A 26,147-nucleotide genomic window follows, 5' to 3' on the forward strand; every position below is an offset into this window, starting at 1 on the left:
GGGGTCCCTATAACGGCTCAGGGGACCCGGCGCAAGGACGGAACGGGACCGATTTAGGCCGCCAGCATCTTGTTCACTTCACTGACCAATTCTCGCAGATGCACGGGCTTGGACAGCACCTTGGCGTTCTTGGGGGCGTCCGAATCCGAGTTCAGGGCCACCGCGGCAAAGCCGGTGATGAACATGATCTTGATGTCGGGGTCGAGTTCCGAGGCCCGGCGGGCGAGCTCGATGCCGTCCATTTCCGGCATCACGATGTCGGTCAGCAGCATCTCGAACGGCTCTTCCCGCAGCCGCTGATAGGCGGCCATGCCGTTGTCGTGGGACGAGACCTGAAAACCGGCGTTTTCCAGCGCCTTGACCAGGAAACGGCGCATGTCGTTGTCGTCTTCGGCGAGCAGGATCTTTGGCATGGCAGGAAACGTCGAATCCCCAGAGGATATCAGCAGAGGTTACTAAGCCCGACAGAGGGTAAATTTGGGGTGAAAATCTTTACCATGGGCCGGCTGCGCTGCCGGCTCTTTGTGGACCCGAACGGGCTCCGAATCAATCGAGCCGGACGAGCCGGTCCCCACCCCGATGTCCGCACGGTTAAGACTGGTTCCAACGTCCATCACATCTTTTCGCTTGGCAGAATGGTTGCGATTCCGGACAATGACGACACATAAGAGCCGCTCGAACCGGCCGAATCATTTCGATCCGGAGCCCATGCCGGATCGTGCGGCGCCAAAGGGGGCGAAGCCTGAGTAAGGGACGAAGCCTGAGAAGATGACCCGGTTTGACGGCGAGATGTCGCCAGCGTTCGAGATCTTCGAGCCCGCCGAATGGCGCGCGCCTGTCATCTTCAACTCGCCCCATTCCGGCTCGACCTATCCGGACGAATTTTTGGCGGCCTCGCGGATCGACCTGCCGCAGCTGCGCCGGTCCGAAGATTCCTTCATGGACGAGCTGATCGGCCATTTGAGCGCACGCGGCTTTCCGACCGTGCGGGTCAACTTCCCGCGCTCCTATGTCGACGTGAATCGCGAGCCCTATGAGCTCGACCCCCGCATGTTCAGCGGGCGCCTGCCGAGCTTTGCCAATACCCGCTCGATGCGGGTTGCCGGCGGCCTCGGCACCATTCCGCGCGTGGTCGGCGACGGCCAGGAGATCTATCGCGAGCGCATCCTGGTCGACGATGCGCTGGAGCGGATCGAGACGCTCTACAAGCCCTACCATCGCGCGCTGCGCCGGCTCATCAACAAGGTGCACCAGATGTTCGGCACCGTGGTGCTGGTCGACTGCCATTCGATGCCATCGGTCGGCGTCAGCAGGGACGAGCCGCGGCGGCCCGACGTCGTGATCGGCGACCGCTACGGCACCAGCTGCACGCCGCTGCTGCCCGACAGGGTCGAGGAGACCATGGGCGGGCTCGGCTATTCCATCGGCCGCAACAAGCCCTATGCCGGCGGCTTCATCACCGAGCATTACGGCAACCCCGCGAGCGGCCTGCACGCGGTGCAGCTCGAGCTCAACCGCGCGATCTACATGGACGAGCGGCGGCGCGAACGCGGTCCCCGCTTTGCGCAAGTCGCCGCCGACTTCGCGGTGCTCGCCGACGTGCTGGCCACCACGATCCCGTTCGGAGATCTCGGCCCGTTCCAGGCCGCGGCGGAATAGACGACAAATTTTTCTTCGCGCGCCCGGCGCGCGTATCGAGCGCGAACGCATTTGCGCTTCGCGTCGCTATGCGCCTTGAAATGAAAACAGAGGGCCAAAGAAAAAAGGGCCGCTTCTGATGAAGAAGCGGCCCAAGTCTAGGGAGGAAACGCCCAAGGAGGGCAGCGGTAACGCAGAGCGCTACCGCACCGCAACAATATGCGGCCGCGACGCACAAAGTGCAAGGGCTTTTGCGCCGATTCCCATGCAATATGCACATGGCTCAATTGCTATAAGAGAAACCCAGATTCAGTTTCTTTGATAAGGAAATTCAATGGGTTGATAGTCATTTGCATACGAACAAGGCATATTCGGAACTAAGTTTTCAACTCTGTGATCGATATTTGGCCAGCATATGACTGACCTGGGGCAGCCACGTCCGGCATCCAAAATACCAGGGTGCAAATCAAGACAGCGCTGCACGCCGGAGGCGATTTGAGCTAGGCAGGAGCGAGCTTCACACTGACTTTCGTTTTGAGGAACTCACCGTGACGGTGATCGACTTCTCCGCCTTCATCGGACGGCTCGCCACCGCCTCCGGCGAAACCATCCTGCCGTTCTTCCGCACCTCGCTGTCGATCGACGACAAGAGCAAGACCAAGGATTTCGACCCGGTGACGGAGGCCGACCGCGCCGCCGAGGCGGTGATGCGGCGGCTGATCAAGGCGAGCTTCCCCCAGCACGGCATCGTCGGCGAGGAATTCGGCAATGAGCGCGAGGACGCCGACTATGTCTGGGTGCTCGATCCCATCGACGGCACCAAGTCCTTCATCGGCGGCTTTCCGATCTGGGGCACGCTGATCGCGCTGCTGCACAAGGGCACGCCGGTGTACGGCATGATGCACCAGCCCTTCATCGGCGAGCGCTTCTCCGGCGACAACGGCTCGGCCAATTACAAGGGCCCCTCCGGCGAGCGCCGGCTCCAGGTCCGCCGCTGCGCCTCGCTGTCGGAGGCGACGACCTACACCACCTCGCCGCTGCTGATGAACGAGCGCGACCGCGCCATCTTCGGCCGGATCGAGCAGGGCGCGCGGCTGTCGCGCTATGGCGGCGACTGCTACTCCTATTGCATGCTGGCGGCAGGTCACGTCGATCTCGTGGTCGAGACCGAGCTGAAGCCTTACGATATCGCGGCCCTGATCCCGATCGTGACCGGCGCCGGCGGCGTCGTCACCACCTGGGAAGGCAAGCCGGCCCAGGGCGGCGGCCGCATCGTTGCCGCCGGCGACGCAAGAGTTCACGAAGAAGCGCTGAAGCTGCTCAACCAATAACAAACGCGAGCGGGAGGCTTGCATGACCATCTCACGCAGGCTTCTACTCGGATTGTTTCTGCTGCTGCCTTCAGCGGTGGCGGCGCAGAATTTTCCCGCAAAACCGATCAAGCTGATCGTGCCGTTCCCGGCCGGCGGGCCCAACGACATCATCGCCCGCGTGATCGGGCAGCGCATGTCGGAACTATCCGGGCAGCCGGTGCTGATCGACAATCGCGGCGGCCAGGGCGGCGTGCTCGGCACCGACGCGGTCTCGAAGGCCCCGCCCGACGGCTACACCATCGCGATCTCCTCCGCCGGCGCGCTCGCGATCAGCCCGAGCATGGAGCGGGTCGCCTATGACACGCAGGTCGATCTCACGCCGGTGACGCTGGTTGCGACCGTGCCGGAGATGCTGGTGGTCGCCACCAATGTGCCCGCGAAGGACATCGGCGAGCTGATCGCGCTGGCGAAAGCGCAGCCGGGAAAGCTCAACTTCGCCTCCTCCGGCCCCGGCAGCCTGCCGCATCTCGCCGGCGAATTGTTCAAGCTGACGGCCAAGATCGACATCGTGCACGTGCCCTATCGCGGCGCCGCGCCCGCGGTGAACGATTTGCTCGGCCAGCAGGTGCAGATGACCTTCCTCGATCTCCCGGTGCTGCTGCCGCAGGTCAAGGCGGGCGCGCTGCGACCGATCGCGGTCGGCTCTGCCGAACGCGCACCGACCGCGCCCGAGGTGCCGACTCTTTCGGAAGCAGGTTTTCCCGATCTGCGCGTCGAGAACTGGTACGGCATGGTGGCACCGAAGGGCACGCCGAAGGAGATCGTCACGGCGCTGCATGCCCTCGCGACCAAGGCGATGGCGGATCCCGCAGTGAAGGAGAAGCTCGCTGCGCAAGGCGCGACGCTGATCGGCGACGACCCGGAGCATTTTCGCTCATTCATCGCCGATGAGACCAGGAAGTGGGCGAAGGTGATCAAAGACGCCGGGGTCGAGACCGCGAAGTAGTCGTGCTTACCCTCCCCTGGAGGGGAGGATAAGCGAAGAGCTCACACCGCCTCTGCCCTTAGATGCTCCACCAGCATCTTGGCCGGCCGCGGCAGCGTCTTGAAGCTGCGCGCGCAGATCACGAGCTTGCGGTTGGCCCAGGCGTCGCGCAGGCGGACCATGGCGAGCGGCATCAGCTTGGCGCAGCGGCGGGCGGCGGATATCGGCACCAGCGCGATGCCGACGTCGGCGGCGACCATCTGGCAGATCGCGTCGAAGTCGCGCAGGCGCGCGCGGTAATGCGGGCGCATGCCGAGCCGGGCGGCGTGCTTCGAAATGTGCATCTGCAGCGCCGTGGCGCTGGTGAGCCCGACGAAGTCGCAAGCGCCCGTCTCCTGGAAATCGATCTGGCGGCGGCCGGCGAACGGGCCGCGGCGCGACGTCACCAATGTCAGGTGATCCTCGCTGAACACGAAGCGCTCGATATGGTCGGGCAGCGCGTGCTCGGCGGCGAAACCGAGATCGGCGGCGCCCGCGGTGATCGCGGCCGCGATGTCGGTGCTCTCGCGCTCCTCGATGTCGACGGCGACGTCGCGATGCTCGTGCAGGAATCCGGCCAGTGCCTTCGGCAGGTGCTCCGACAGACCGGAGGTGTTGACGAGGAAATGCACGCTGGCGCGCACGCCGCTGGCAAAGCCGGCGAGATCGCCGCGCATGGCGTCGATCTGGTGAAGCACGAGCCTGGCATGATCGAGCAGGCTCTCGCCGGCCGCGGTCAACTCGACGCCGCGGCGCCCGCGCTTGAGCAGCGCGACGCCGAGCGCGTCCTCGAGCCCCTTGATGCGCGCGCTGGCCGAGGCCAGCGCCAGATGCGACCGCTCCGCGCCGCGCGTGATGCTGCGCTGGTCGGCGACCGCGATGAAGAGCTGGAGATCGACGAGATCGAAGCGCATGGCAGATTTCTCCTCAGCCTTCGTTCTGCACGAAGGCTGTCTCCGTAACCTTCAGATTGTGCCCGGGCGCGGCTTCGGTCAATGTGCCGGCATGATCGACCCGCTTCTTCTCATCATCATCGCCGCCGTGTTCCTGATCGCCGGATTCGTCAAGGGCGTGGTCGGGCTCGGCCTGCCGACCGTCTCCATGGGCTTGCTCGCGGTGAGCATGGCGCCGAGCCGCGCCATCGCCATCGTGATCGTGCCGGCCATCGTTACCAACATCTGGCAGACTTTTGTCGGCCCGTATTTGCGCGACATTCTCAAACGACTGTGGCCGCTGATGATCGGCACCGTGATCGGCTGCTGGCTCAATGCCGGCGCGCTGACCGGCCCGCATGCGCGCTACGGCACCGTGGTGCTCGGCATCCTGCTGGTGATTTACGCGATCATTGGCCTCAGCAAATTCCAGTTTCGCGTCGCGCCTGGCAACGAGAAATGGGTCGGCGGCGTGGTCGGCGTCATCACCGGCGTGATCTCGGCCTCGACAGGCGTGCAGGTGATCCCGTCGATGCCTTTCATGCAGGCGATCGGCATGGAGAAGGACGAGCTGGTGCAAGCGCTCGGCGTGTTCTTCACCACCGCGACGCTGGCGCTCGCCTTCAACCTCACCGCCGGCGGATTGCTGACGCCGGCCAATGCCGTGCCCGGCGCCGTGGGCCTCGCCATGGCCTTTGCCGGCATGTTCATCGGCCAGTCGGTGCGGGCGCGGATGCCGGCCGAAGCGTTCCGCCGCTGGTTCCTGATCGCGATGATCCTGCTCGGCCTCTATCTCGCCGGCACCGCGCTGGCGAAGGAGTTCGCGTAGGACGAACGTAGGGTGGGTTAGCATCGCGGATTGCGCGCAGCGCAAACCGTGAGGCGTAACCCACCAACTTCGTTCGGCATTCGAGGAGGCATGGTGGGTTACGCCTACGGCTAACCCACCCTACGCAGGGTCACGTCATCCGTTCGAACGAGCTACCGCGTCTCCAGCATGGCGACGCGGATGCCGAGATAGATGAAGAGGCCGCCGAGCGCGCGGTTGATCCAGGCGACGGCGCCCTCGGACTGCCGCAGCCGGTTGGCGGCCTTGGCCGCGAACGCGGCGAGCACCAGGCACCACAGCGTCCCCGTAAAGATGAAGATCAGGCCGAGCGTCAGGAAGGCGAGCGGCTTGTGCGGCGCATCGGCTGCGACGAATTGCGGCAGGAACGCCAGGAAGAACAGCGCGACCTTGGGATTGAGCGCGTTGGTGAAGACGCCCTGAAGGAAGACCCGGCGCAGCGAGCTCCGCTCGCCCTGGTCCCGGACCGCCGCCAGCACCGGGCGCGACCACAGCATCTGGAGGCCGGTGACGACCAGATAGGCCGCCCCGACCAGCTTCAGGATCGAGAAGGCGGTCGACGAGGCCATCAGCAGGGCCGAAAGCCCGATCGCCGCGCCCGCGACATGGAAAAAGCAGCCGCAACTGATGCCCAGGGCGGCGGCGGCCCCGCCCCGCCAGCCCATCTGCATGCTGCGGCCGATCACATAGACCGAATCCGGCCCCGGCGTGATGTTGAGCAGTATGCCCGACAGGATGAAGAGCCAGATTTCGTGAATGCCCAGCATGCGTGAGGTACCCAGGTCAGCCTTGAGAAGCCGGCTTATTCGGTTCGCTCCTCCCCGTCCACCACCGGGATTGCGTAGGATTTACCTTGAATTTGCAATGCGATCATACTTCCGCTCGGCCCCATCTGCTTTATAAAGGCAGGGTTCTTGAAATGCGGGATTCGAGGCGACTGCCACGCCGTGGCCGGTCCCCCCTCCCTTGGAGCTCCGAGGATATGGAAAGACGTCTGGCAGCCATCGTCTGCGCCGATGTCGCCGGCTATTCGCGCATGATGGGCAGCGACGAAGCCGGCACCCATGCCGCCTTCAAGGCCCATCGCGCCGCGATTCACCCCATCATCCTCAATCACGGCGGCCGCGTCGTGAAGAACACCGGCGACGGCTTCCTGCTGGAGTTCGCCTCCATCGTCGGCGCCACCGAGGCGGCGGTCGCGATGCAGACGCTGATGGCGGAGCGCAACCATCATCTGCCGGCCGATCGCGCCATGCAGTTCCGGCTCGGCATCCACATGGGCGACGTCATCGCCGACGAGGACGAGGTCTTCGGTGACGATGTCAACATCGCCGTCCGCCTCGAATCCGTGGCGAGCCCCGGCGGCTTCGCCATCTCGGCCAAGGCCTACCGGGAGGCGAGCAAGCATCTCACCGTGCCCCTGACCGATGCCGGCAACCACCGCTTCAAGAACATCAAGGATGCGGTCGGAGTCTTTACCTGGACGCCCGAGGGCGCGCCGGCGCTCGCGCCCGAGCTGCGAGAGGCATCCGCCCTCTCGCAGCAGTACCGCACGGCGATCGTCGGCGTGCTGCCCTTCGCCAATCTCAGCGACGCCCAGGACGAATATTTCTCCGACGGCCTCACCGAGGATCTGATTCACGCGCTGTCGCTGCAATCCTTCTATCGTGTGCTGAGCCGCAACTCGACCTTCGCCTTCAAGGGCAAGAATTTGAGCACGCGCCTGATCGCGCGCGAGATCGATGCCACCTATCTGATCCAGGGCTCGGTGCGCCGCGCCGGCGCCAAGATCCGCGTCACCGCCGAGCTGATCGCGCCGGAAACCGGCGAGCAGCTCTGGACCGGGCGCTACGACCGCGACATCGGCGATCTGTTCGCGATGCAGGACGAGATCACCACCAATCTGTCCGCCGCCATCGCCACCGAGATCGTCCGTGCCGAAGCCTCGGCGCCGGCGCGGCTCTCGACCGACGTCACCGCATGGGACCGCTTCCTCAAGGGACTGTCCCATTACTACCGGCAGACCAAGGAAGACCTGGCCACCGCGGTCGACCTGTTCCGGGAAGCCATCAGGCTCGATCCCAAGCTATCGATCGCGCATGCCTATCTCGCCACGATCCAGATCCAGAGTATCCAGTTCGGCTGGGTCAAGGGCACGCGGGAGATGTGGGCCGAGGCGATGCATCTCGCCGAGACCAGCGTCCGGCTCGATCCGCGCTCCTCCTTCGCGTTCTCGATCCTGTCCTGGGCCCACGGCATGGAAGGCCATTACGAGGCCGCGATGGACGCCGCCAAGCGTGCGGTCGCGCTCAACCCCTACGACAACGGCGCGCGCGGGGTACTCGGCATCTGCCATTTCATCATCGGCGAGCATCGCGAGGCGATCGAGCTGTTCTCGATGGCCTCGCAGCGCGACAACAGCGACCCGCGCTATCAATGGGCCGCGCTGAACGCCTTCAGCCATTATCTCCTAAGACAATATGACGCGACCCTGTCGTGGGCCCGCGAGCAGCTCTACATCAACCCGAACCACATGCAGGCGCTGGCGATCCGCGCCGCAGCGCTGGCGCAGTTGGGGCGGGACGATGAGGCAAGCGAGGCGACCCATGTGCTCATGGGCAATTACCCGACCCTGAACGTCGACCGTCACCTGCGCAATTTCCACTGGAAGCGGCCCGAAGACCTCACCCATTATCGCGAGGGTCTGCTGAAGGCCGGCGTGCCGCTCGGCAAGCTGACCCTGGTCCAGAGCGACCTCAAACGCGCCGCCGAGTCCTGACGGCCGCGGTCCCACCCTTCGCGGCAAGCTGCGCGCGCCCGCTGTTGTTGACAGGACAGTGAAATCAGCCACACTTCATTGCACGTTGAAGTAGTATAGTCTGCTGTCGGTTTGTTAGGACTTTCCGCGCTTGATCGGCGCGTCCTTTTTTGCGATTCGCCGTTTTCAGGATTCGGGCCATGCATGACCGCTCTTCGAAGCCGCCCTTCGACCCTTCGATCCAGGTCTCGCCGAACAATCCCTGTCCATTCCTGCGCGGCCTCGTCGGCGAAGGCTTCGTCGATGGCGGGACCGTGCCGCTCCGGACGCTGTCACAGACCATCGCGAATGCAAGCGGCGAGACGGGGCTGAAGAAGACCTCGGCCCGCATCCAGGTCCGCGGCGTCGCGCTGATCGCCAACGGCGCCTGTCACATCCTGCAGAGCATCTTCTGGGGCGCGCAGCTCAATGGCTTGCGCGGCGGCCCGCTCGACAAGCTCGGTGCCGGCTCGCGCATCCTCGGCGTCGACGGGTGCGTCAACGAGGACGAGATCGCGCGGCTCGCCGGTTTCGGCAGCACCTATGCCGATCCCGATGGCGGCACAGAGACCGGGCTCAACGCCTCGCAAATCCAGACCTTCATGAAGGACAACCTCAAGCGCGCCGGCAAGCAAGCGCGCTGGTACTACCCGATCCTGATGAAGTTCGAATGGCCGATCCTGCTCAAGATCATGGGCAAGGGCCAGGGTGACGACCGCTATCTCAGCGTGGCCGAGGTGAGGACATTGTTCAACGAGCGCAAATTCCCTGACAGGATCACCCAGCGGGTCGTCAGCCAGCCGGTCACTCCGCCCTCGCTGATCTTGCGCGCTGCCGGCGGACTGGTCGCCGCGCTTCTCGTCTTCGGCATCGTGGCGCTGCGCTTTCCCGATCAATTCCAGCCGATGCTGCCCGGCATCCTCGGGGACCTCGTAGCGCCGCCATTGCCCACGCAAGTCGAACCGCGAGCCGCGTACTGGCTCGAGCAGAACTGGGCGCTGGAGGACCGGCACTGGTTTCATCACGCCAGCCAGGGCACCGCGACCTTCCCTGTGCCCTATAGCTGGTTTATGGCGCTCGAGCAGCCGCGGCTTCATTTCTTCGCCAAGCCCGGGATGCTGCACGACAGCGACCATCTGCAGCGCTTCGGCTTCATCCCGAGCCCGCAGACGATCAACACCGACGACGCCACACTGCGTCGGTTCGGCTATGCCAACGTCTACGACAAGACGAAGCCGGTGCCGGCGCGACTCTGGGATCCGCCGGTGAACTGGGGCGCCCAGGCCGAAAACGTCGACGGCCTGCCCGTCGGCTTTGCGCGCATGACCGGCGTCGCCGATCCCGCAACCGGCCAGCTCGGCGAGGACCGGATCGGCCTGACCTGCGCCGCCTGCCACACCGGCCAGATCCATTACAAAGGCATCGACATCCGTTTCGACGGCGGTCCGGCGATGACCGATTTGAGGAAGCTCGAGGTCACGACCGGCCTGTCGATCGCCTACACGCTCTACGTCCCGGGTCGCTTCACGCGCTTCGCCGACCGTGTGCTCGGCTCCTCCGCCAGCGATGCGGACCGCGATGCGCTGAAGCAGAAGCTGAGCGCGATCGGCACGTTCCTGGTCGACTGGGAGAAGACCTACGCGAAAACCATCGCCGGCAAGACGAGGCTCAATCCGAAGACAAAGCGGGAAGAGCCGCAAGAGAACACCGAGGAAGGATACGGCCGTCTCGACGCGCTCAACCGCATCGGCAATCAGGTCTTCGCCCAGGACATGACGCTCAGCGGCCTCAGCGGCTTCGAAAAGAACCTGCATGCCCAGGACGCGCCGGTCAGCTTCCCGCCGATCTGGACCGTACCCTGGCTCAAATACGCGCAATATGATGCGTCCATCGAACAACCGCTGATCCGCAACGCCGGCGAAGCGCTGGGCGTGACCGCGCTGCTCAATCTGTCCGACAACACCCCCAAGGACAGGCTGTTCAGCTCGTCGATGGACGTCAAGAATCTGAACTGGATCGAGGACCTGCTGAAGGGCTCGCCGCCCTATCCGAAGAAGCAACTCTCCGGACTGACATCGCCGAAATGGCCGTCGGACATCTTCGGCGATGCTGCCTGGAAGATCGATGACGAGCGCGTCAAACGCGGCCGCAGGCTCTATGCGGAGATCTGCGTTGAATGCCATCTCGGTCCGGTCAACGATCGCAAGTTCGACGACGAATTTCCGGCCCAGAGCATCTGGTCATCGCCCCGCTGGGAGACCATCGGCAACGACAAATTCCTGAACGAGGTCCAGAAGAGCGTCAAAGGCATGGGGACCGACCCCGCCCAGGCCGGCGTGCTGGCGACGCGGACGGTTCAGGTACCGGGCTTCCTCCAGCTCAACCCCACGCAGAAACTCAATGCCTGGTGGAACTGCAATCTGCCGGATATTTCTTCGACCGACATGCCGTACTCGCTTGGCCTGATGGTGCTCGTCGACATCGTCGCCCGCAAGGCAATGGACGATGCGAAGATCGACCCGAAGGTTCAGGATGCCTGGTGGGGCAAGCGCAAGAACTGCCCGAATCCCGGTCCGCAGCCGGCCGAGAAGAACGAGCCGGGGCCCTGGTATCGCGCGCGCCCGCTCAACGGCGTCTGGGCCACAGCGCCCTACCTGCACAACGGATCGGTCCCCTCGCTGTACTGGATGCTGAGCCCCGCGGCCGAGCGGCCGAAATCGTTCTGCATGGGTGGTGGCCGCGACTACGATCCGAAACAGGTCGGCTTCGCGGTCTCCGACGGCGAGAGCTGCAAGACCGGGCAGTCGCGCTTCTCGACGCGGGCGTCTGATGGCACCGACATGTATGGCAACAGCAATGCCGGCCACTCGTTCGACGGCACGCCGGGGCCCGGCAAGGACGGCACCATCGGCCGCGTGCTCAAAGAGCAGGAGCGCTACGACCTGATCGAGTATCTGAAGACGCTGTAGCGCGCTGGTTCGTACGCGCCCGGCTCCTCATCCTGAGGAGCCCGCTGAAAGCGGGCGTCTCGAAGGATGGCCGCGGGCGAGATCCGGGCCTTCATGGTTCGAGACGCGCGTTCCGCGCTCCTCACCATGAGGGGCTTGCGACGAAGCGGGGCGAGGGAGCGACCGCCCTCGCGGATACACGTCACTTGAACAGCGGCGTGCCCGGCACGAAGGCGTCGAAGGCGGCCCAGAACTGGGAGCGGTAGCGATCCTGCTCCTGGAGGATCTCGTGCTTGGCCCCTGCGATCACGAGATGCGAGCCGGCGCGCAGATGGTAGGCGAACTCCTCGATCGCCGCGGTCGAGACCACGGTGTCGTTGGAGGCCGCCAGCATCAGGATCGGCTGGCGGATCTCGGAGGGGTAGTTCATGCCCTTGAAGGTGTTCATCGCGCGGAACGCGGTGTCGGCCCAGGCGACCGTCGGCGACGCCAGTCCCAGCGTCGGATCCTCCTCCAGGATCGCGGCATTGCGCGCATAGCGGACGGGATCGCTGGTCAGCGGATTGTTGATGAAGGGATTGAGCCCGGTGATGTGATCGCTGCCGCCGGGGACATAGCGGCCGCCCATGCCCATCAGGCGCATCGTCTTCAGCAGCGTCCGCGCCGGCAACGAGGTGGCGCGGCCAGGCAGGTCGATCATCGGCGCCGACAGCACCATGCGGTCGAACCAGCGCTTGCCCGCATGCGCGACCCGCAGCATCACCGTGCCGCCCATGGAGTGGGCAAGCGCGAAGAAGGGTGGCGGGCAATCCGGCAGCACCACCTGCTGCACGAAGGTCTCGACGTCGATCTCGAAATCGGAGAAGTCGCGCACATAGCCCTTGCGCGGATCGCGCAGGCGCCGCGAGGAATGGCCCTGCCCGCGCCAGTCGATCATCGCCACCGCAAAGCCGCGATCGCGCAAATCGCGTACGGTCTCGAAATATTTCTCGATCTGCTCGCTGCGGCCGGTGAAGACGCAGACCGTGCCTTTGCGGCCCGCCGGCGGCGCCCAGCGCGCGAAGCGCAGCTCGGCGCCGTCGGGGGTCTTGATGGTGCCGCTGACGACGTTTTCGGGAACGGGGTTGGACGGTATCGAGAGCAGCGTCATGATTGGGAGGGCTGGGCGCGAAGTGCTGCAAATCAAGGGGCGGGAGCGCCGAAAAGGCGCTGTTGCCGCCCTCTTGAACGCCGTCTCACCCCACCCATATCACCTTCGTGCAGGCCGCTACCAGTGTTTCGGAACCGGAACATCAGGCTGCACACAGACTAAAGCCCGGCCCGATGGCGGGCGGGTTACCCAACAGTCGCTCAATGGAGGACTTGACCATGCGTACCTACGATCTCACCCCCTTCTATCGTTCCACCGTCGGCTTCGACCGTTTGTTCAACCTGCTCGACCAGGCCAGCTCTGACGGCAGCCCCGGCTATCCCCCCTACAACATCGAGCGCACCGGCGATAACGCCTACCGCATCACCGTCGCGGTCTCGGGCTTCGCCAAGGACGAGCTCTCCATCGTCGCGAAGGAAAACACGCTGACGATCAAGGGCGAGAAGGTCGCCAACGAGAACTCGAAATCCGAAGTGCTCTATCGCGGCATCGCCGCGCGTGCCTTCGAGCGCGCCTTCCAGCTTGCCGACTTCGTGCAGGTGAAGGACGCCTCGCTCGAGAACGGCCTGCTTCACGTCGATCTCGTCCGCGAAATTCCCGAAGCCAAGAAGCCGCGCCAGATCGCGATCAACACCAGCGCTCCGAAGGCGCAGGTGATCGAGAGCTCGGTCGCCGCCTAAGCACGGCACGCCACTTCCAGGTTTGAGAAAACGCCCCGGTGCCCCGGGGCGTTTTTTTATTTGTCCAGCTGTGCTCGTGAAACGCCGCGAGTAGCCCCGCGGCTACTCCTCCGTCGATATATTTCGTACCGACCAGCTGTCTTGTCAGTGCCGCAGAATCCAGCGGCAGTTTTCGGTTGAAATGGAAATACAGGTTGGGCCTGTCATTCTACGTTACCCCGCACACCGCGTAAGTTCGCCCACGCGTCCCGCACATGCCCGACCAAGACGCTTCTCACAGGTAAGTGACTGAGCGTAACGCCGCTGCCCCGCGCTCCGTCCTTTGGACATCGAACACAAAACGAGACGGAGAACGATCATGTCACTTTGGCGCAGCCTTTTCGTCGCCGCGAGCCTGCTGGCGGCCCCCCTCAGCCTTGCTCACGCGCAGACACCGCAGGCCGTGAAGGCGAAGAACGTCGTGCTGGTGCACGGCGCCTGGGCCGACGGCTCGAGCTGGTCGGAAGTGATCCCGATCCTCCAGGCGGCAGGCCTGCATGTCACCGCCGTGCAGAATCCGCTGTCGTCGCTCGCCGACTCCGTCGAAGCCACCAAGCGTGCGCTGGCCGAGCAGGATGGACCGACCGTGCTGGTCGCGCATTCCTGGGGCGGCACGGTGATCAGTCAGGTCGGCACCGACCCGAAGGTCACCGGCCTCGTTTACGTCGCCGCACGTGCGCCCGATGCCGACGAGGATTTCGTCGCGCTGTCGAAGCAGTTTCCGACCGGCCCCGTGCGCGCCGGCATCGTCGAGCGCGACGGCTACACCAAGCTGTCGGAGGAGTCCTTCCTGAAGTATTTCGCCAATGGCGTGAAGCCGGAGCAGGCCAAGGAGCTCTACGCGGTGCAGTGGCCGACGGCGGCCTCGATCTTCGCCGGCCGCACCACGGAAGCGGCATGGCATAGCAAGCCGAGCTGGTACGCGGTGTCGAAGAACGACTACACCATCAACCCCGATCTCGAACGCTTCCTCGCCAAGCGCATGAACGCCACCACGATCGAGCTCGATGCCGGCCACCTCTCGCTGGTGTCGCATCCGAAGGAGGTGGCGAATCTGATCCTGGAAGCGGCCGGGTATCCGCGGAGCTGAGGATGGTTGCGTGAATGCAAAAGGCGCCTGAGTTGCTCGGGCGCCTTTTGTTTTACTCAACTCCCTCCCTGTCGTCGTCCCGGCGAAGGTGTGATGACCGCCGTCGCGTCAAACAAGCGGCGTAGTAGCCTGCGCGCTAATCCAGCCCCTGCGCGGCCGGCATCTCCTGCGTCGGCTGGATCGTCGGAGCAGGCTTGGCCTCGCCGACAGCTGGCGCGGGGGCCTGCGGCGCGGCCTCGGCGGGCTTTGCCTGCACGGCGGCGGTCTGCTGCGGAGCTTGTGCCTGTGCAGGCTGAGTCTGCGGCGCCCGGGCCTGCGCCACCGGCTCGGCCGGCTTCACCGCCGCGACCGGCGTCTCGCCGCGCTGCGGAGCCGCCTTGGGCAGCGGCACGGTACGCTTGGCGACATGCGGGATTGGAGCGGGCGGGCGCGGCGGGCCGCTGCGGATCATGGTCGGCGGCGGCAGCGCGCTTTGCGGGCCGTAAGGGCCGACCGCGCGCTCCTCATAGGGCGGCGCCATGCCGTAGGCATCGGCCGCCGGCATGAAGCGGATGATCCGGCCGTCGCGGGCATCGATCACCAGCCGGCCGTCGTCGCCGCGGCGGTCGATCACGGCGATGGTGTAGACGCTGCCGCGCAGCCGCGGGATGCCGAGCGGCGAGAAGCCGTTGTCGCGCAACACCGCGTAAACCTCGGTCGACGGCAGCAGTGCCGGGGCCGGGCCACGCTCGTCGTAGCCATAACCGTAACCGTAGCGCGGCGGCGGGGGCGGTGCGGCTTCCGGCGGCGCATAGGGCCCGTCGAAATCCGAGACCGCGATCATGGCCCCTCCCGCAATACCGTTTGCGGGAACTTGCGCTTGAGCCGTGCTAGCGGCCAGTGCCAGCGCGGCGGCGGCGGCGACACATCCTGTGAAAAACTTCATGGTCGAGACGCTCCTGTCAGGCCCCGAACGGAGTGCGCTCTTTCGCTTCTTGCGGCGTGACGCGCCGTCCGAAGGGCCGATCCGAAGCTTCATCGGGGATTTCGGCGTCCACAGGGCCGGATCAGGGCGCGTTTGCTTCAAAACCGGGGCTGCGCAACTTTCGGAAAGCGATTGATTGACATATCGGGAATCGGGACTTCCGCGCGCTTGTGTGCTAGACAAAAATTTGGCACAGTGATGGTTAGGACAGGAAAGCTGTCTCAATTTTGCTTGCGGTTCCGGCATAGGGATTGCAACGAAAGTCGGTGCTTCCGAGCGCCAAGAAGGCAACAGGCAAAGCCGTTCTCGGGGACGAAGAACGCCTAGGCCTGAATTTAAGAAAATGCGGCTCGCAGCGGACGAGCGGTGACCCAGAGGCGGGTGCCGCGGAACGCCCAAGGTGCGCCGAAGATGGCGGTGAGACAGCTTGCCGCATGGAGAGGATTGGAACAATGAACGGGTCGCAATTCGAGCGCGCAAACATCGTGGCAGAAGAGCTGTCGGCGACGGTCGCCTCGAAAACGACCGATCCGATTCAGGAGCACAATTCGCGGCCCAAAGCCGAAGGCCTCTACGAACCGAGCCTGGAGAAGGACTCTTGCGGCGTCGGCTTCATCGCCAACATCAAGGGCAAGAAGTCGCACGAGATCGTCTCGGACGCGCTCAGCATCCTCTGCAACCTCGAGCATCGCGGCGCCGTCGGCGCCGACCCGCGCGCCGGTGACGGCGCAGGCATCCTGGTGCAGATCCCGCACGCCTTCTTCAGCCGCAAGGCCAAGGAGATCGGCTTTACGCTGCCCGCGCCCGGCGAATACGCCATCGGCGCGCTGTTCATGCCGCGCGACACCGCCTGGCGTAACGTCATCAAGAGCATCATCGCCGACCAGATCAAGGAAGAGGGCCTGACCCTGCTCGGCTGGCGCGACGTGCCGACCGACAATTCCTCGCTCGGCGTCACCGTGAAGCCGACCGAGCCTGCCTGCATGCAGGTGTTCATCGGCCGCAACGGCGTCGCCAAGACCGAGGACGAGTTCGAGCGCCGGCTCTACATCCTGCGCAAGTCGATCTCGCAGGCGATCTACCAGCGCCGCGACCGCGGCCTCGCCGGCTATTACCCGTGCTCGATGTCCTGCCGCACCGTGATCTACAAGGGCATGTTCCTCGCCGACCAGCTCGGCAAGTACTATCCCGATCTGCACGAGGCTGACTTCGAGAGCGCGCTTGCCCTCGTTCACCAGCGCTTCTCGACCAACACCTTCCCGGCGTGGTCGCTGGCGCATCCCTACCGCATGATCGCGCATAATGGCGAGATCAACACGCTGCGCGGCAACGTCAACTGGATGGCGGCGCGCCAGGCTTCGGTCAGCTCCGAGCTCTACGGCAAGGACATCAACCGGCTCTGGCCGATCTCCTATGAGGGACAGTCGGACACGGCGTGCTTCGACAACGCGCTCGAATTCCTGGTGCAGGGCGGCTACTCGCTGCCGCACGCCGTCATGATGATGATTCCGGAAGCGTGGGCCGGCAATCCCTTGATGGATGAGAAGCGCCGCGCCTTCTACGAATATCATGCCGCGCTGATGGAGCCGTGGGACGGCCCCGCCGCGATCGCCTTCACCGACGGCCGCCAGATCGGCGCCACGCTCGACCGCAACGGCCTCAGGCCCGCGCGCTATCTCGTCACCAAGGACGACCGCATCGTGATGGCGTCCGAGATGGGCGTGCTGACGATCCCCGAGGACCAGATCATCACCAAGTGGCGCCTGCAGCCCGGCAAGATGCTGCTGGTCGACCTCGAGCAGGGCCGCCTGATCCCGGACGACGAGATCAAGGCCGAGCTCGCCAAGAGCCATCCCTACAAGGAGTGGCTGGAGCGGACCCAGATCGTGCTGGAAGAGCTGCCGAAGGTGCCGACCACCGGCGTGCGCTCGAACCTGTCGCTGCTCGATCGCCAGCAGGCGTTCGGCTACAGCCAGGAAGACATCACCATCCTGATGACGCCGATGGCGGCCACGGGCGAAGAAGCCGCGGGCTCGATGGGCAACGACACGCCGATCTCGGCGCTGTCGGACAAGGCCAAGCCGCTGTTCACCTACTTCAAGCAGAACTTCGCGCAGGTCACCAACCCGCCGATCGACCCGATCCGCGAGGAGCTGGTGATGAGCCTCGTGTCCATCATCGGACCGCGGCCGAACCTGTTCGACCTGCAGGGCCTCGCCACCACCAAGCGCCTCGAAGTGCGCCAGCCGATCCTGACCGACGCGGACCTGGAAAAGATCCGCTCGATCTCCGACGTCGCCGAGTCGCACTTCAAGTCGCGCACGCTGGACACCACCTTCCACGCCGGCCTCGGCGCGGCCGGCATGGACCAGGTGCTCGACGAGCTCTGCGCGCGCGCTGAAAGCGCGGTGCGCGAGGGCGTCAACATCATCATCCTGTCCGACCGCATGGTCGGTACCGACCGCGTGCCGATCCCGGCACTGCTGGCCTGCGCCGCCGTGCATCATCATCTGATCCGCGTCGGACTGCGCACGTCGGTCGGTCTCGTCGTCGAATCCGGCGAGCCGCGCGAAGTACATCACTTCGCCTGCCTCGCGGGCTACGGCGCTGAAGCGATCAATCCGTACCTCGCGTTCGAGACCATCATCGCGATGAAGGACCGCCTGCCCGGCTCGCTCGACGACTACGAGATCGTCAAGCGCTACATCAAGTCGATCGGCAAGGGCCTGCTCAAGGTGATGTCCAAGATGGGCATCTCGACCTACCAGTCCTATTGCGGCGCGCAGATCTTCGACGCCGTCGGCCTCAAGGCCGACTTCGTCTCGAAGTTCTTCGCGGGCACGCATACCCGCGTCGAGGGCGTGGGTCTTGCCGAGATCGCGGAAGAGGCCGTGCGCCGCCATGCCGACGCGTTCGGCGAGGCGCAGGTCTACAAGAGCTCGCTCGACGTCGGCGGCGAATATGCCTATCGCAGCCGCGGCGAGGACCATGCCTGGACCGCCGAGTCGGTCTCGCTGCTCCAGCACGCCGCGCGCGGCAATTCGCAGGAGCGCTACCGCGCCTTCGCGAAGATCCTCAACGAGCAGTCGGAGCGGCTTCTGACGCTGCGCGGCCTGTTCCGGATCAAGAACGCGGACGAAGAGAAGCGCAAGCCTGTACCCCTCGACCAGGTCGAGCCGGCCAAGGACATCGTCAAGCGCTTCGCCACCGGCGCGATGAGCTTCGGCTCGATCTCGCGCGAAGCGCACACCACGCTGGCGATCGCCATGAACCGGATCGGCGGCAAGTCGAACACCGGCGAAGGCGGCGAGGAAGCCGACCGCTTCAAGCCGATGCCGAACGGCGATTCCATGCGCTCGGCGATCAAGCAGGTCGCCTCGGGCCGTTTCGGCGTCACCACGGAGTATCTCGTCAACTCCGACATGATGCAGATCAAGATGGCGCAGGGCGCCAAGCCCGGCGAAGGCGGCCAGCTGCCCGGCCACAAGGTCGACGCGACCATCGCCAAGGTGCGGCACTCGACGCCGGGCGTCGGCCTGATCTCGCCGCCGCCGCACCACGACATCTACTCGATCGAGGATTTGGCGCAGCTGATCTACGACCTCAAGAACGTCAACCCGACGGGCGACGTCTCGGTCAAGCTCGTCTCCGAGATCGGCGTCGGCACGGTCGCGGCGGGCGTCGCCAAGGCGCGCGCCGACCATGTCACCATCGCGGGCTTCGAGGGCGGCACCGGTGCTTCGCCGCTGACCTCGATCAAGCACGCGGGATCACCGTGGGAGATCGGCCTCGCCGAAACCCACCAGACACTGGTGCGCGAGCGGCTGCGCAGCCGCATCGTGGTCCAGGTCGACGGCGGCTTCCGCACCGGCCGTGACGTCGTGATCGGCGCGCTGCTCGGCGCCGACGAGTTCGGCTTCGCCACCGCGCCGCTGATCGCGGCCGGCTGCATCATGATGCGCAAGTGCCATCTCAACACCTGCCCGGTCGGCGTCGCAACGCAGGACCCCGTCCTGCGCAAGCGCTTCACCGGCCAGCCCGAGCACGTGATCAACTACTTCTTCTTCGTCGCGGAGGAAGTCCGCGAGATCATGGCTTCGCTCGGCTTCCGCACCTTCAACGAGATGGTCGGCCAGGTGCAGCTGCTCGACCAGACCCGCCTGGTCGCGCACTGGAAGGCCAAGGGCCTCGACTTCTCCAAGCTGTTCGTCAAGCAGAAGGAAGAGAAGGGCCAGAAGATCTATCACTCCGAGCGCCAGAACCATCATCTGGAGGCGGTGCTCGACCGCACGCTGATCGAGAAGGCGACCCCCGCCCTCGACCGCGGCGCGCCGGTGAAGATCGAGGCTGCGATCAACAGCACCAACCGCTCCGCTGGTGCGATGCTGTCGGGCGCGGTCGCCAAGATCTACGGCCATGCCGGCCTGCCGCAGGACACCATCCATGTCAGCCTCAAGGGCACTGCCGGCCAGGCCTTCGGCGCGTGGCTTGCCAATGGCGTCACCTTCGAGCTCGAGGGTGAAGGCAACGACTATGTCGGCAAGGGCCTGTCGGGCGGCAAGATCATCGTCAAGCCGCCGGCGAACTCGGCCATCGTGCCCGAAGAATCGATCATCGTCGGCAACACCGTGATGTACGGCGCGATCCAGGGCGAGTGCTACTTCCGCGGCATCGCCGGCGAGCGCTTTGCCGTGCGCAACTCGGGCGCGGTCGCCGTGGTCGAGGGCGCGGGTGATCATTGCTGCGAATACATGACCGGCGGCATCGTGGTCGTGCTCGGCAAGACCGGGCGCAACTTCGCGGCCGGCATGTCGGGCGGCATCGCCTACGTGCTGGACGAGACCGGCGACTTCGACAAGCTGTGCAACATGGCGATGGTCGAGCTCGAGCCGGTGCTGTCGGAAGAGCTGATCAACGCCGGCACCTATAACCACTCCGGTGACCTCGAGGCGCACGGCCGGGTCGACGTGTTCAAGAACCTGCTCGCCTCCGACGTCGAGCGGCTGCACGTCCTGATCTCGCGCCACGCCAAGGCGACCGGCTCCAAGCGCGCCACCGAGATCCTTGCCAACTGGAAGGACTGGCTGCCCAAGTTCCGCAAGGTGATGCCGGTCGAGTACCGGCGCGCGCTGCGCGAAATGGCCGCCAACGCGGACGCCGAGCCGAAAATCGCGATCGGGGCGTAGGAAGAAGCCTCATGGTGAGGAGGCGCGTAGCGCCGTCACGAACCATGAGACCACCATCCGGGCCTCCATCCTTCGAGACGCGGCGCGAAAAGCGCGCCGCTCCTCAGGATGAGGGGTGAGAGAATAAAACGAATTAAGCGGCAGGGACTTCGGGTTTAATGGGCAAGATCACGGGTTTTCTGGAAATCGAACGGCACGACCGCAAGTACACCCCGGTCGCCGAGCGCGTGAAGCATTACAACGAGTTCGTCGTTCCCTTGAGCGAGAGGGAAGTGCGCGACCAAGCCGCGCGCTGCATGAACTGCGGCATTCCCTATTGCCACGGCACCGGCTCGGTTGCGCCCGGCACGCCCGGCTGCCCGGTCAACAACCAGATCCCCGACTGGAACGACCTCGTCTACCAGGGCAACTGGGAAGAGGCCTCGCGCAATCTGCACTCGACCAACAATTTCCCTGAGTTCACCGGGCGCATCTGCCCTGCGCCGTGCGAAGCGTCCTGCACGCTCAACATCGACGACAACCCCGTCACCATCAAGACCATCGAATGCGCGATCGTCGACCGCGCCTGGGACAATGGCTGGCTGAAGCCGGAAGTGGCCGCGGAGAAGACCGGCAAGAAGGTCGCCGTGATCGGATCGGGCCCGGCCGGCATGGCCTGCGCGCAGCAGCTCGCGCGCGCCGGCCACGACGTGCATGTCTACGAGAAGTACGCCAAGGCCGGCGGCCTGCTGCGCTACGGCATCCCCGACTTCAAGATGGAGAAGGGCGTCATCGACCGCCGCGTCAAGCAGATGGAAGGCGAAGGCGTAACCTTCCACTATAACAGCCATGTCGGCGCCGACGGCAATGTCGATCCGCGCGAGATGCTCAACGAGTATGACGCGGTGGCGCTGACCGGCGGCGCGGAAGCCCCGCGCGACCTGCCGATCCCCGGCCGCGACCTCGCGGGGATTCACTACGCCATGGATTTCCTGCCGCAGCAGAACCGCCGCGTCTCCAGCGAGCCCTTGAACGGCGTCCAGGAGATCCTGGCCGGCGGCAAGCATGTCGTCGTCATCGGCGGCGGCGACACCGGCTCGGACTGCATCGGCACCTCGCTGCGCCAGGGCGCGCTGTCGGTGACCCAGCTCGAGATCATGCCCGCTCCGCCCGAGCGCGAGAACAAGGGTCTCACGTGGCCGAACTGGCCGCTGAAGATGCGCACCTCCTCCAGCCAGGCCGAAGGCGCGGTCCGCGAATACGCCGTGCTGACCCAGAAGTTCTCGGGCGAGAACGGCCAGGTCAAGAAGCTGCACTGCGTCCACGTCGACGACAAGTTCAAGCCGATCGCCGGCACCGAGTTCGAGCTCGATGCCGAGCTCGTCCTGCTCGCGATGGGTTTTGTGCACCCCGTGCACGAGGGCCTGCTCAAGCTGCTCTCGGTCGAGCTCGACTCGCGCGGCAACGTCAAGGCCAACACGCTGGACTACCAGACCTCGCGTCCGAACGTGTTCACCGCCGGCGACATGCGCCGCGGCCAGTCGCTGGTGGTCTGGGCGATCCGCGAGGGCCGGCTGTGCGCCCGGTCGATCGATACGTTCCTGATGGGGAAGACGGATCTGCCGCGCTGAGTGAGGCGCGAGCTGACCGCTACAACTGAGACTGTCATCGCCCGCGAAAGCGGGCGATCCAGTATTCCAGAGACGTCAAACGTATACGGATAAGCCGCGGCGTACTGGATGCCCCGGTCAAGCCGGGGCATGACAGCGGAGTGGGTGGCGAGAGCGAAGCCAACTCAGCCGCATACGCTCCAACGCGACTCACGCCACGCTAGTTCTGCAGCCTCACCCCGACCATCACCACCGTGCCCTGCGAGCTCGATCCCGCCTGGTTCGAATCCAGGATGTCGTGGCGCAGCGTGCCCTTGATCCAGACGTTGCGGTTGAGCTTGTAGATCAAATTGCCTTCGAGCGAGTAGGTTTTGTCGTTGCGGTTCTGGTTCTGGTAGTCGTAGGTGCCGTAGGTGAACTTGCCGATGGCGGTGAGCCAGCGGCGGAAGTCGTGATCGACTTCGGCGGCATAGGTGTGCACGAGCACGCCGGATGAGCCGGGGACCGTGGTCTCGTTGATCTGCGTGTCGGTGAAGAATTTCACCGTGGTGAGGCCGCTCGCATTCCAGATCAGCGAGCCCGCGGTGAGGAAGCCGGCGAGCTGGCTGAGTCGCGGATCGACATAGTTGCGCGCGGAGTAGCCGACCGAGATCTCGCCGGTGAGGATGCGCGAGAATTCGAAGGACGAGCCGACCTTGGCGTAACCGCCGTTCGAATCGCGGAAATAGCCGTTGCGGTCGGCGGCCTGGTCGTGGACGCGGGTGTCGCCCTGGATCTCGACGAACGGCTTCAGCCCCGGCTTCAGATCGTAGGAGAAGCGGCCGACGCCGCCATACTGGTTGAAGTCGCGGTCGTTGTTGCTGAAGGTCGAGCCGTCGGTGAGCTTCGAGTCGGTATAAGCCGTGCGATCCACCGTCGCGCCGGCAGCGACCTGGAAGCGATTAAAAGTCTGGTCGAAGCCGAGGGTCGTGCCGTAGGTGGCGTAGACCGGATACTTCTGCAAGCCGGCCTGCACGTTCGGGCTGCCGGGATTGTCGGTGGCGAGCCGCAGGCGCAGCTGCGAGGTCAGCTTGAAATCGCGGTCGACGTCGAGGCGGCCGTCGACATGGCCGGTGAAATCAGGACGGTTGATCTCGACCGGCGAGGGCGAGGCAAAGCCGTCGATCGTTGCCGGCATGTTGTTGGTGTAGCCGGAGAACGAGCCGCGCAAATCCGCGACCAGCGCGTGGCGCTCCCAGTCGGACGCGACAAGGAGATCGGGCGCGACGACGTAGACCGGCGATCCCACCGGCTTGTTCAGGCGCGCCGGGTTGGTGTCGTAGCCGGTGGAGAGCTCGAGCCCGCCCTTGATCAGGAAACTGCCGGCGTAATCGCCGACCGCGCCGAACGCGTCGTCATCGGCCTTGAGGCGACGGCGCAGCGGCTGGCCGGGCACGTTGCCGGCCATCGCCGGGGGGACCGGTGTCTTGTGCGCATTCTCGGACGGCGGCGGCGCGATGCGCGGAGGGCCCAGCGTCCTGACCGGCGTTGCCGGCGGCGGCGACGAGCCGGGGCCGAGCGGGCGCTTCGGCTTGGCCTGACCGGGATAGAGCTTTGGCTGCTGCCGCTTGCGGTTGAGCGAGTCGTAGCCGGAGCCGCTGGCGCCGTTGGCGGCCGGCAAGCCGTAGGTCGGGACCTGGCCGACACGGGAGGTCGCCGGTGCCTGCTGGCTCCTGCGCGGATCGGCATTGGGATCAGGCAGCGTCGGCAGCGCGTCCGAGGGCGCCTGCGGCATGGCCGCCGTGCGGCGTGTCGGCAGCGTGTCGGGCGAGGCAAAGCCGCCGCGGTTGGGATTGAACAGGTCGGGCGTAAGGCTCTGGGCGGCCGCCGGGGCGCTGCCGAGGACCGTCAGCGCCAGGCACGGCAAAGCGGCGCGCAGGAAATACGCGCGTTTGCTCCGGCCCATGCCTGGAGACGACCCCACGATGGAATAACTCCAACGAAATCAAACACTTTCAAGACGGCCTCCAACCGGCTGGCGGGAACCCATCGTTAATGGAGTTAAAACAATTATGGTTAATGACCGGTTGAGGGCATAAGGGCTCTCGTCGCCTCCAAAGCGGCGGCATGCTAAGCAGGCACCAACGGGCGAACGCCCCTCCTCCCTGGACCTGAGCATGCCGAGTTCGAAACCGCTGATGACCCAATCATCCGGCTCCATCCCCGATAGCATCGAATCCGCGCTCCGCACGCTGGAGACGGAGAGCGGCGGCATCAACGCCCTCGCCGCGGCGCTGCGCGGCCCGCTCGGCGCGACCTTCGCCAGGGCGGTCGACCTGATCCGCAACGCCAAGGGCCGCGTCATTGTCACCGGGCTCGGCAAATCCGGCCACATGGCGCGCAAGATCGCGGCGACGCTGGCCTCGACCGGTACGCCCGCCTTCTTCGTCCACACCGCGGAAGCCGCCCATGGCGACCTCGGCATGATCACCACCGACGACGTCATCATGGCGCTGTCCTGGTCCGGCGAGCAGCCGGAGATGAAGACGCTGGTGAACTATTCGGCGCGCTTTGCGATCCCCATGATCGCGGTGACCTCGAACGCTTCGTCCTCCCTCGGACAAGCCGCCGACATCGTGATCGAGCTGCCCAAGGCGCGCGAAGCCTGCCCGCACAATCTGGCGCCGACCACCTCGACCATGATGCAGGTCGCGATCGGCGATGCCATCGCGATCGCGCTGCTCGAGGGCCGCGGCTTCACCGCGCTGGAGTTCGCGCATTTCCACCCCGGCGGCAAGCTCGGCGCGATGCTGAAATTCGTCCGCGACTACATGCGCACCGGCGCGGAGATCCCGGTCAAGCCTGAAGGCACCAAGATGTCGGACGCGGTGGTCGAGATGTCCGCGAAGGGCTTGGGGTGCGTCTGTATCGTCAACGATGCGGGCGAGGCCGTCGGCATCATCACCGACGGCGATTTGCGCCGCCACATGCGGCCCGATCTTCTGACCGTGACGGTCGACGAGATCATGACGAAGCAGCCGAAGTCGGTGCCGCCCTCGATGCTGGCGAGCGAGATGATCGAGGTGCTGAACACCCGCAAGATCACGACCCTGCTGGTGACCGAGGCGAACAAGGTGGTGGGCATCGTGCACCTGCACGATCTGCTGCGCGCGGGCGTGGCGTAAGGCGCGCGCAGCTCTCCACTCGTCATTGCGAGCGCAGCGAAGCAATCCAGAAGACCCTCACCCTGAGGAGCGCGCCCTTTCGCGCGCGTCTCGAAGGGCGAGGCCACCAGCCGGGCCTTCATCCTTCGAGACGCGCGAAGACGCGCTCCTCAGGATGAGGAATTAGACCGGAAACCGCGCCGCCTTCTCCTCCAGCGGCAGCCGCAGCCCGTTCGCCAGATACGACACCGTGCGATAGAAGCCGCACAAGAGCATGATCTCCAGGATCTGCGGCTCGTCGTAATGCGCGGAGAGCGCGGCGAACTCCTCGTCGCTCAACGTCGCGCGGTGATGCAGCGCGTCGACGGCGGCGATCAGCGCCTGCTCGGCCGGTGACCAGCAGGCAGACGTTGCATCGCCCAGGACCGTGGCGCGCACCTCCTCCGCGCCGAGCTTCGCCGGCCCGGCAAAAATCGCGACATGCACGCCCCATTCATATTCGCATGTGTTTAGCGCGCAGGTGCGATCGATGACGATCTCGCGCTGGCGCAACGACAGCGGTCCGGGATCGAGCAGGCCGCCGGCGCGGAACTTGTCCCAGGCGCGGGCGTGGCCCGCCATCACCCTGAACAGCAGCAGCGGCGGCGCGCCGCGCATGATGCGGTCGAACTGCGCCTGGATCTCCGGGGGATAAGGCGGGGTGAGCGGCGCGATGCGCGGCGAAGCCTCGGACATGGCGGAAGACATCGGCGCTCTCCATTGCTACAATTATCGTAGCAATACGCTACACTATTTGTAGCACTACGC

Annotated in this window: 18 protein-coding genes; 11 read left to right on the forward strand and 7 right to left on the reverse strand. The window is 65.3% G+C overall.

The genetic code is table 11. The features are described from left to right. Positions 1-53: 53 nt before the first annotated feature. The gene (gene cpdR / locus XH79_RS29065) at positions 54-413 is read right to left on the reverse strand and encodes a cell cycle two-component system response regulator CpdR (protein ID WP_007597092.1); all 360 of its coding nucleotides are present in this window, start codon (positions 411-413) and stop codon (positions 54-56) included. Positions 414-768: 355 nt separating this feature from the next. Between cpdR and XH79_RS29070 the strand changes: the two genes are divergently transcribed. The 3 genes from XH79_RS29070 (at position 769) to XH79_RS29080 (ending at position 3,957) form a co-directional block, all read left to right on the forward strand. Beyond that, positions 769-1,659: an N-formylglutamate amidohydrolase gene (locus XH79_RS29070; protein WP_271583827.1), complete on the forward strand. Its 891-nt coding sequence runs from the start codon at positions 769-771 to the stop codon at positions 1,657-1,659. A 527-nt stretch (positions 1,660-2,186) separates the two neighbouring features. Beyond that, positions 2,187-2,969 carry a histidinol-phosphatase gene (hisN, locus tag XH79_RS29075; RefSeq protein WP_212342058.1) on the forward strand — a complete coding sequence of 261 codons (783 nt, stop codon included), beginning with the start codon at positions 2,187-2,189 and terminating at the stop codon, positions 2,967-2,969. Positions 2,970-2,991: 22 nt separating this feature from the next. After that, positions 2,992-3,957: a Bug family tripartite tricarboxylate transporter substrate binding protein gene (locus XH79_RS29080; protein ID WP_271583828.1), complete on the forward strand. Its 966-nt coding sequence runs from the start codon at positions 2,992-2,994 to the stop codon at positions 3,955-3,957. Between the two features lie 41 nt (positions 3,958-3,998). On the opposite strand, the gene XH79_RS29085 is transcribed toward XH79_RS29080, so the two are convergent. Continuing rightward, positions 3,999-4,889 (reverse strand): LysR substrate-binding domain-containing protein, encoded by an 891-nt coding sequence (locus XH79_RS29085; protein ID WP_271583829.1) that lies wholly within the window; start codon positions 4,887-4,889, stop codon positions 3,999-4,001. Positions 4,890-4,980: 91 nt separating this feature from the next. On the opposite strand from XH79_RS29085, the gene XH79_RS29090 reads away from it, so the two are divergent. Further along, positions 4,981-5,736: a sulfite exporter TauE/SafE family protein gene (locus tag XH79_RS29090; RefSeq protein WP_212342063.1), complete on the forward strand. Its 756-nt coding sequence runs from the start codon at positions 4,981-4,983 to the stop codon at positions 5,734-5,736. A gap of 152 nt (positions 5,737-5,888) precedes the next feature. Here the strand turns inward: XH79_RS29090 and XH79_RS29095 are convergent, their stop codons facing one another. Beyond that, positions 5,889-6,521, reverse strand: coding sequence for a LysE family translocator (locus XH79_RS29095; protein WP_271583830.1), 633 nt, complete (start codon positions 6,519-6,521; stop codon positions 5,889-5,891). 215 nt (positions 6,522-6,736) lie between these two features. Here XH79_RS29095 and XH79_RS29100 point away from each other — a divergent pair, with 215 nt between their 5' ends. Next, positions 6,737-8,533 (forward strand): adenylate/guanylate cyclase domain-containing protein, encoded by a 1,797-nt coding sequence (locus XH79_RS29100; RefSeq protein ID WP_271583831.1) that lies wholly within the window; start codon positions 6,737-6,739, stop codon positions 8,531-8,533. A 179-nt stretch (positions 8,534-8,712) separates the two neighbouring features. Next, positions 8,713-11,520 (forward strand): di-heme-cytochrome C peroxidase, encoded by a 2,808-nt coding sequence (locus XH79_RS29105; RefSeq protein ID WP_271583832.1) that lies wholly within the window; start codon positions 8,713-8,715, stop codon positions 11,518-11,520. Positions 11,521-11,701: 181 nt separating this feature from the next. Here XH79_RS29105 and XH79_RS29110 read toward each other — a convergent pair whose 3' ends face one another. Beyond that, positions 11,702-12,649 (reverse strand): alpha/beta fold hydrolase, encoded by a 948-nt coding sequence (locus XH79_RS29110; RefSeq protein WP_212342067.1) that lies wholly within the window; start codon positions 12,647-12,649, stop codon positions 11,702-11,704. 218 nt (positions 12,650-12,867) lie between these two features. On the opposite strand from XH79_RS29110, the gene XH79_RS29115 reads away from it, so the two are divergent. Both XH79_RS29115 and XH79_RS29120 read left to right on the forward strand, forming a co-directional pair. Then, positions 12,868-13,329: an Hsp20 family protein gene (locus XH79_RS29115; RefSeq protein WP_212342068.1), complete on the forward strand. Its 462-nt coding sequence runs from the start codon at positions 12,868-12,870 to the stop codon at positions 13,327-13,329. A gap of 358 nt (positions 13,330-13,687) precedes the next feature. Beyond that, a complete protein-coding gene (locus tag XH79_RS29120) occupies positions 13,688-14,458 on the forward strand; it encodes an alpha/beta fold hydrolase (RefSeq protein WP_212342069.1) in 771 nt (256 codons plus the stop codon). A gap of 136 nt (positions 14,459-14,594) precedes the next feature. On the opposite strand, the gene XH79_RS29125 is transcribed toward XH79_RS29120, so the two are convergent. Further along, entirely contained in the window at positions 14,595-15,383 is a 789-nt protein-coding gene (locus XH79_RS29125) for a hypothetical protein (protein ID WP_271583833.1), read from the reverse strand. 491 nt (positions 15,384-15,874) lie between these two features. On the opposite strand from XH79_RS29125, the gene gltB reads away from it, so the two are divergent. Together gltB and XH79_RS29135 are read left to right on the forward strand one after the other, a co-directional pair. Next, on the forward strand, positions 15,875-20,608 hold the full coding sequence (gene gltB / locus XH79_RS29130; RefSeq protein ID WP_271583834.1) for a glutamate synthase large subunit: 4,734 nt from the start codon (positions 15,875-15,877) through the stop codon (positions 20,606-20,608). 158 nt (positions 20,609-20,766) lie between these two features. Next, the gene (locus XH79_RS29135; protein WP_271583835.1) at positions 20,767-22,218 is read left to right on the forward strand and encodes a glutamate synthase subunit beta; all 1,452 of its coding nucleotides are present in this window, start codon (positions 20,767-20,769) and stop codon (positions 22,216-22,218) included. Between the two features lie 199 nt (positions 22,219-22,417). Here XH79_RS29135 and XH79_RS29140 read toward each other — a convergent pair whose 3' ends face one another. Next, on the reverse strand, positions 22,418-24,160 hold the full coding sequence (locus XH79_RS29140) for an outer membrane beta-barrel protein (protein ID WP_271583836.1): 1,743 nt from the start codon (positions 24,158-24,160) through the stop codon (positions 22,418-22,420). A 193-nt stretch (positions 24,161-24,353) separates the two neighbouring features. Here XH79_RS29140 and XH79_RS29145 point away from each other — a divergent pair, with 193 nt between their 5' ends. Further along, on the forward strand, positions 24,354-25,361 hold the full coding sequence (locus XH79_RS29145; protein ID WP_271583837.1) for a KpsF/GutQ family sugar-phosphate isomerase: 1,008 nt from the start codon (positions 24,354-24,356) through the stop codon (positions 25,359-25,361). A 162-nt stretch (positions 25,362-25,523) separates the two neighbouring features. Here the strand turns inward: XH79_RS29145 and XH79_RS29150 are convergent, their stop codons facing one another. Further along, positions 25,524-26,075, reverse strand: a complete 552-nt coding sequence (locus XH79_RS29150) for a carboxymuconolactone decarboxylase family protein (protein WP_271583939.1) — start codon at positions 26,073-26,075, stop codon at positions 25,524-25,526. Positions 26,076-26,147 lie beyond the last annotated feature (72 nt).

Origin of the sequence: Bradyrhizobium sp. CCBAU 45389 (assembly GCF_028128625.1) — a bacterium.
GTDB classification, from domain to species: Bacteria; Pseudomonadota; Alphaproteobacteria; order Rhizobiales; family Xanthobacteraceae; genus Bradyrhizobium; species Bradyrhizobium liaoningense_B.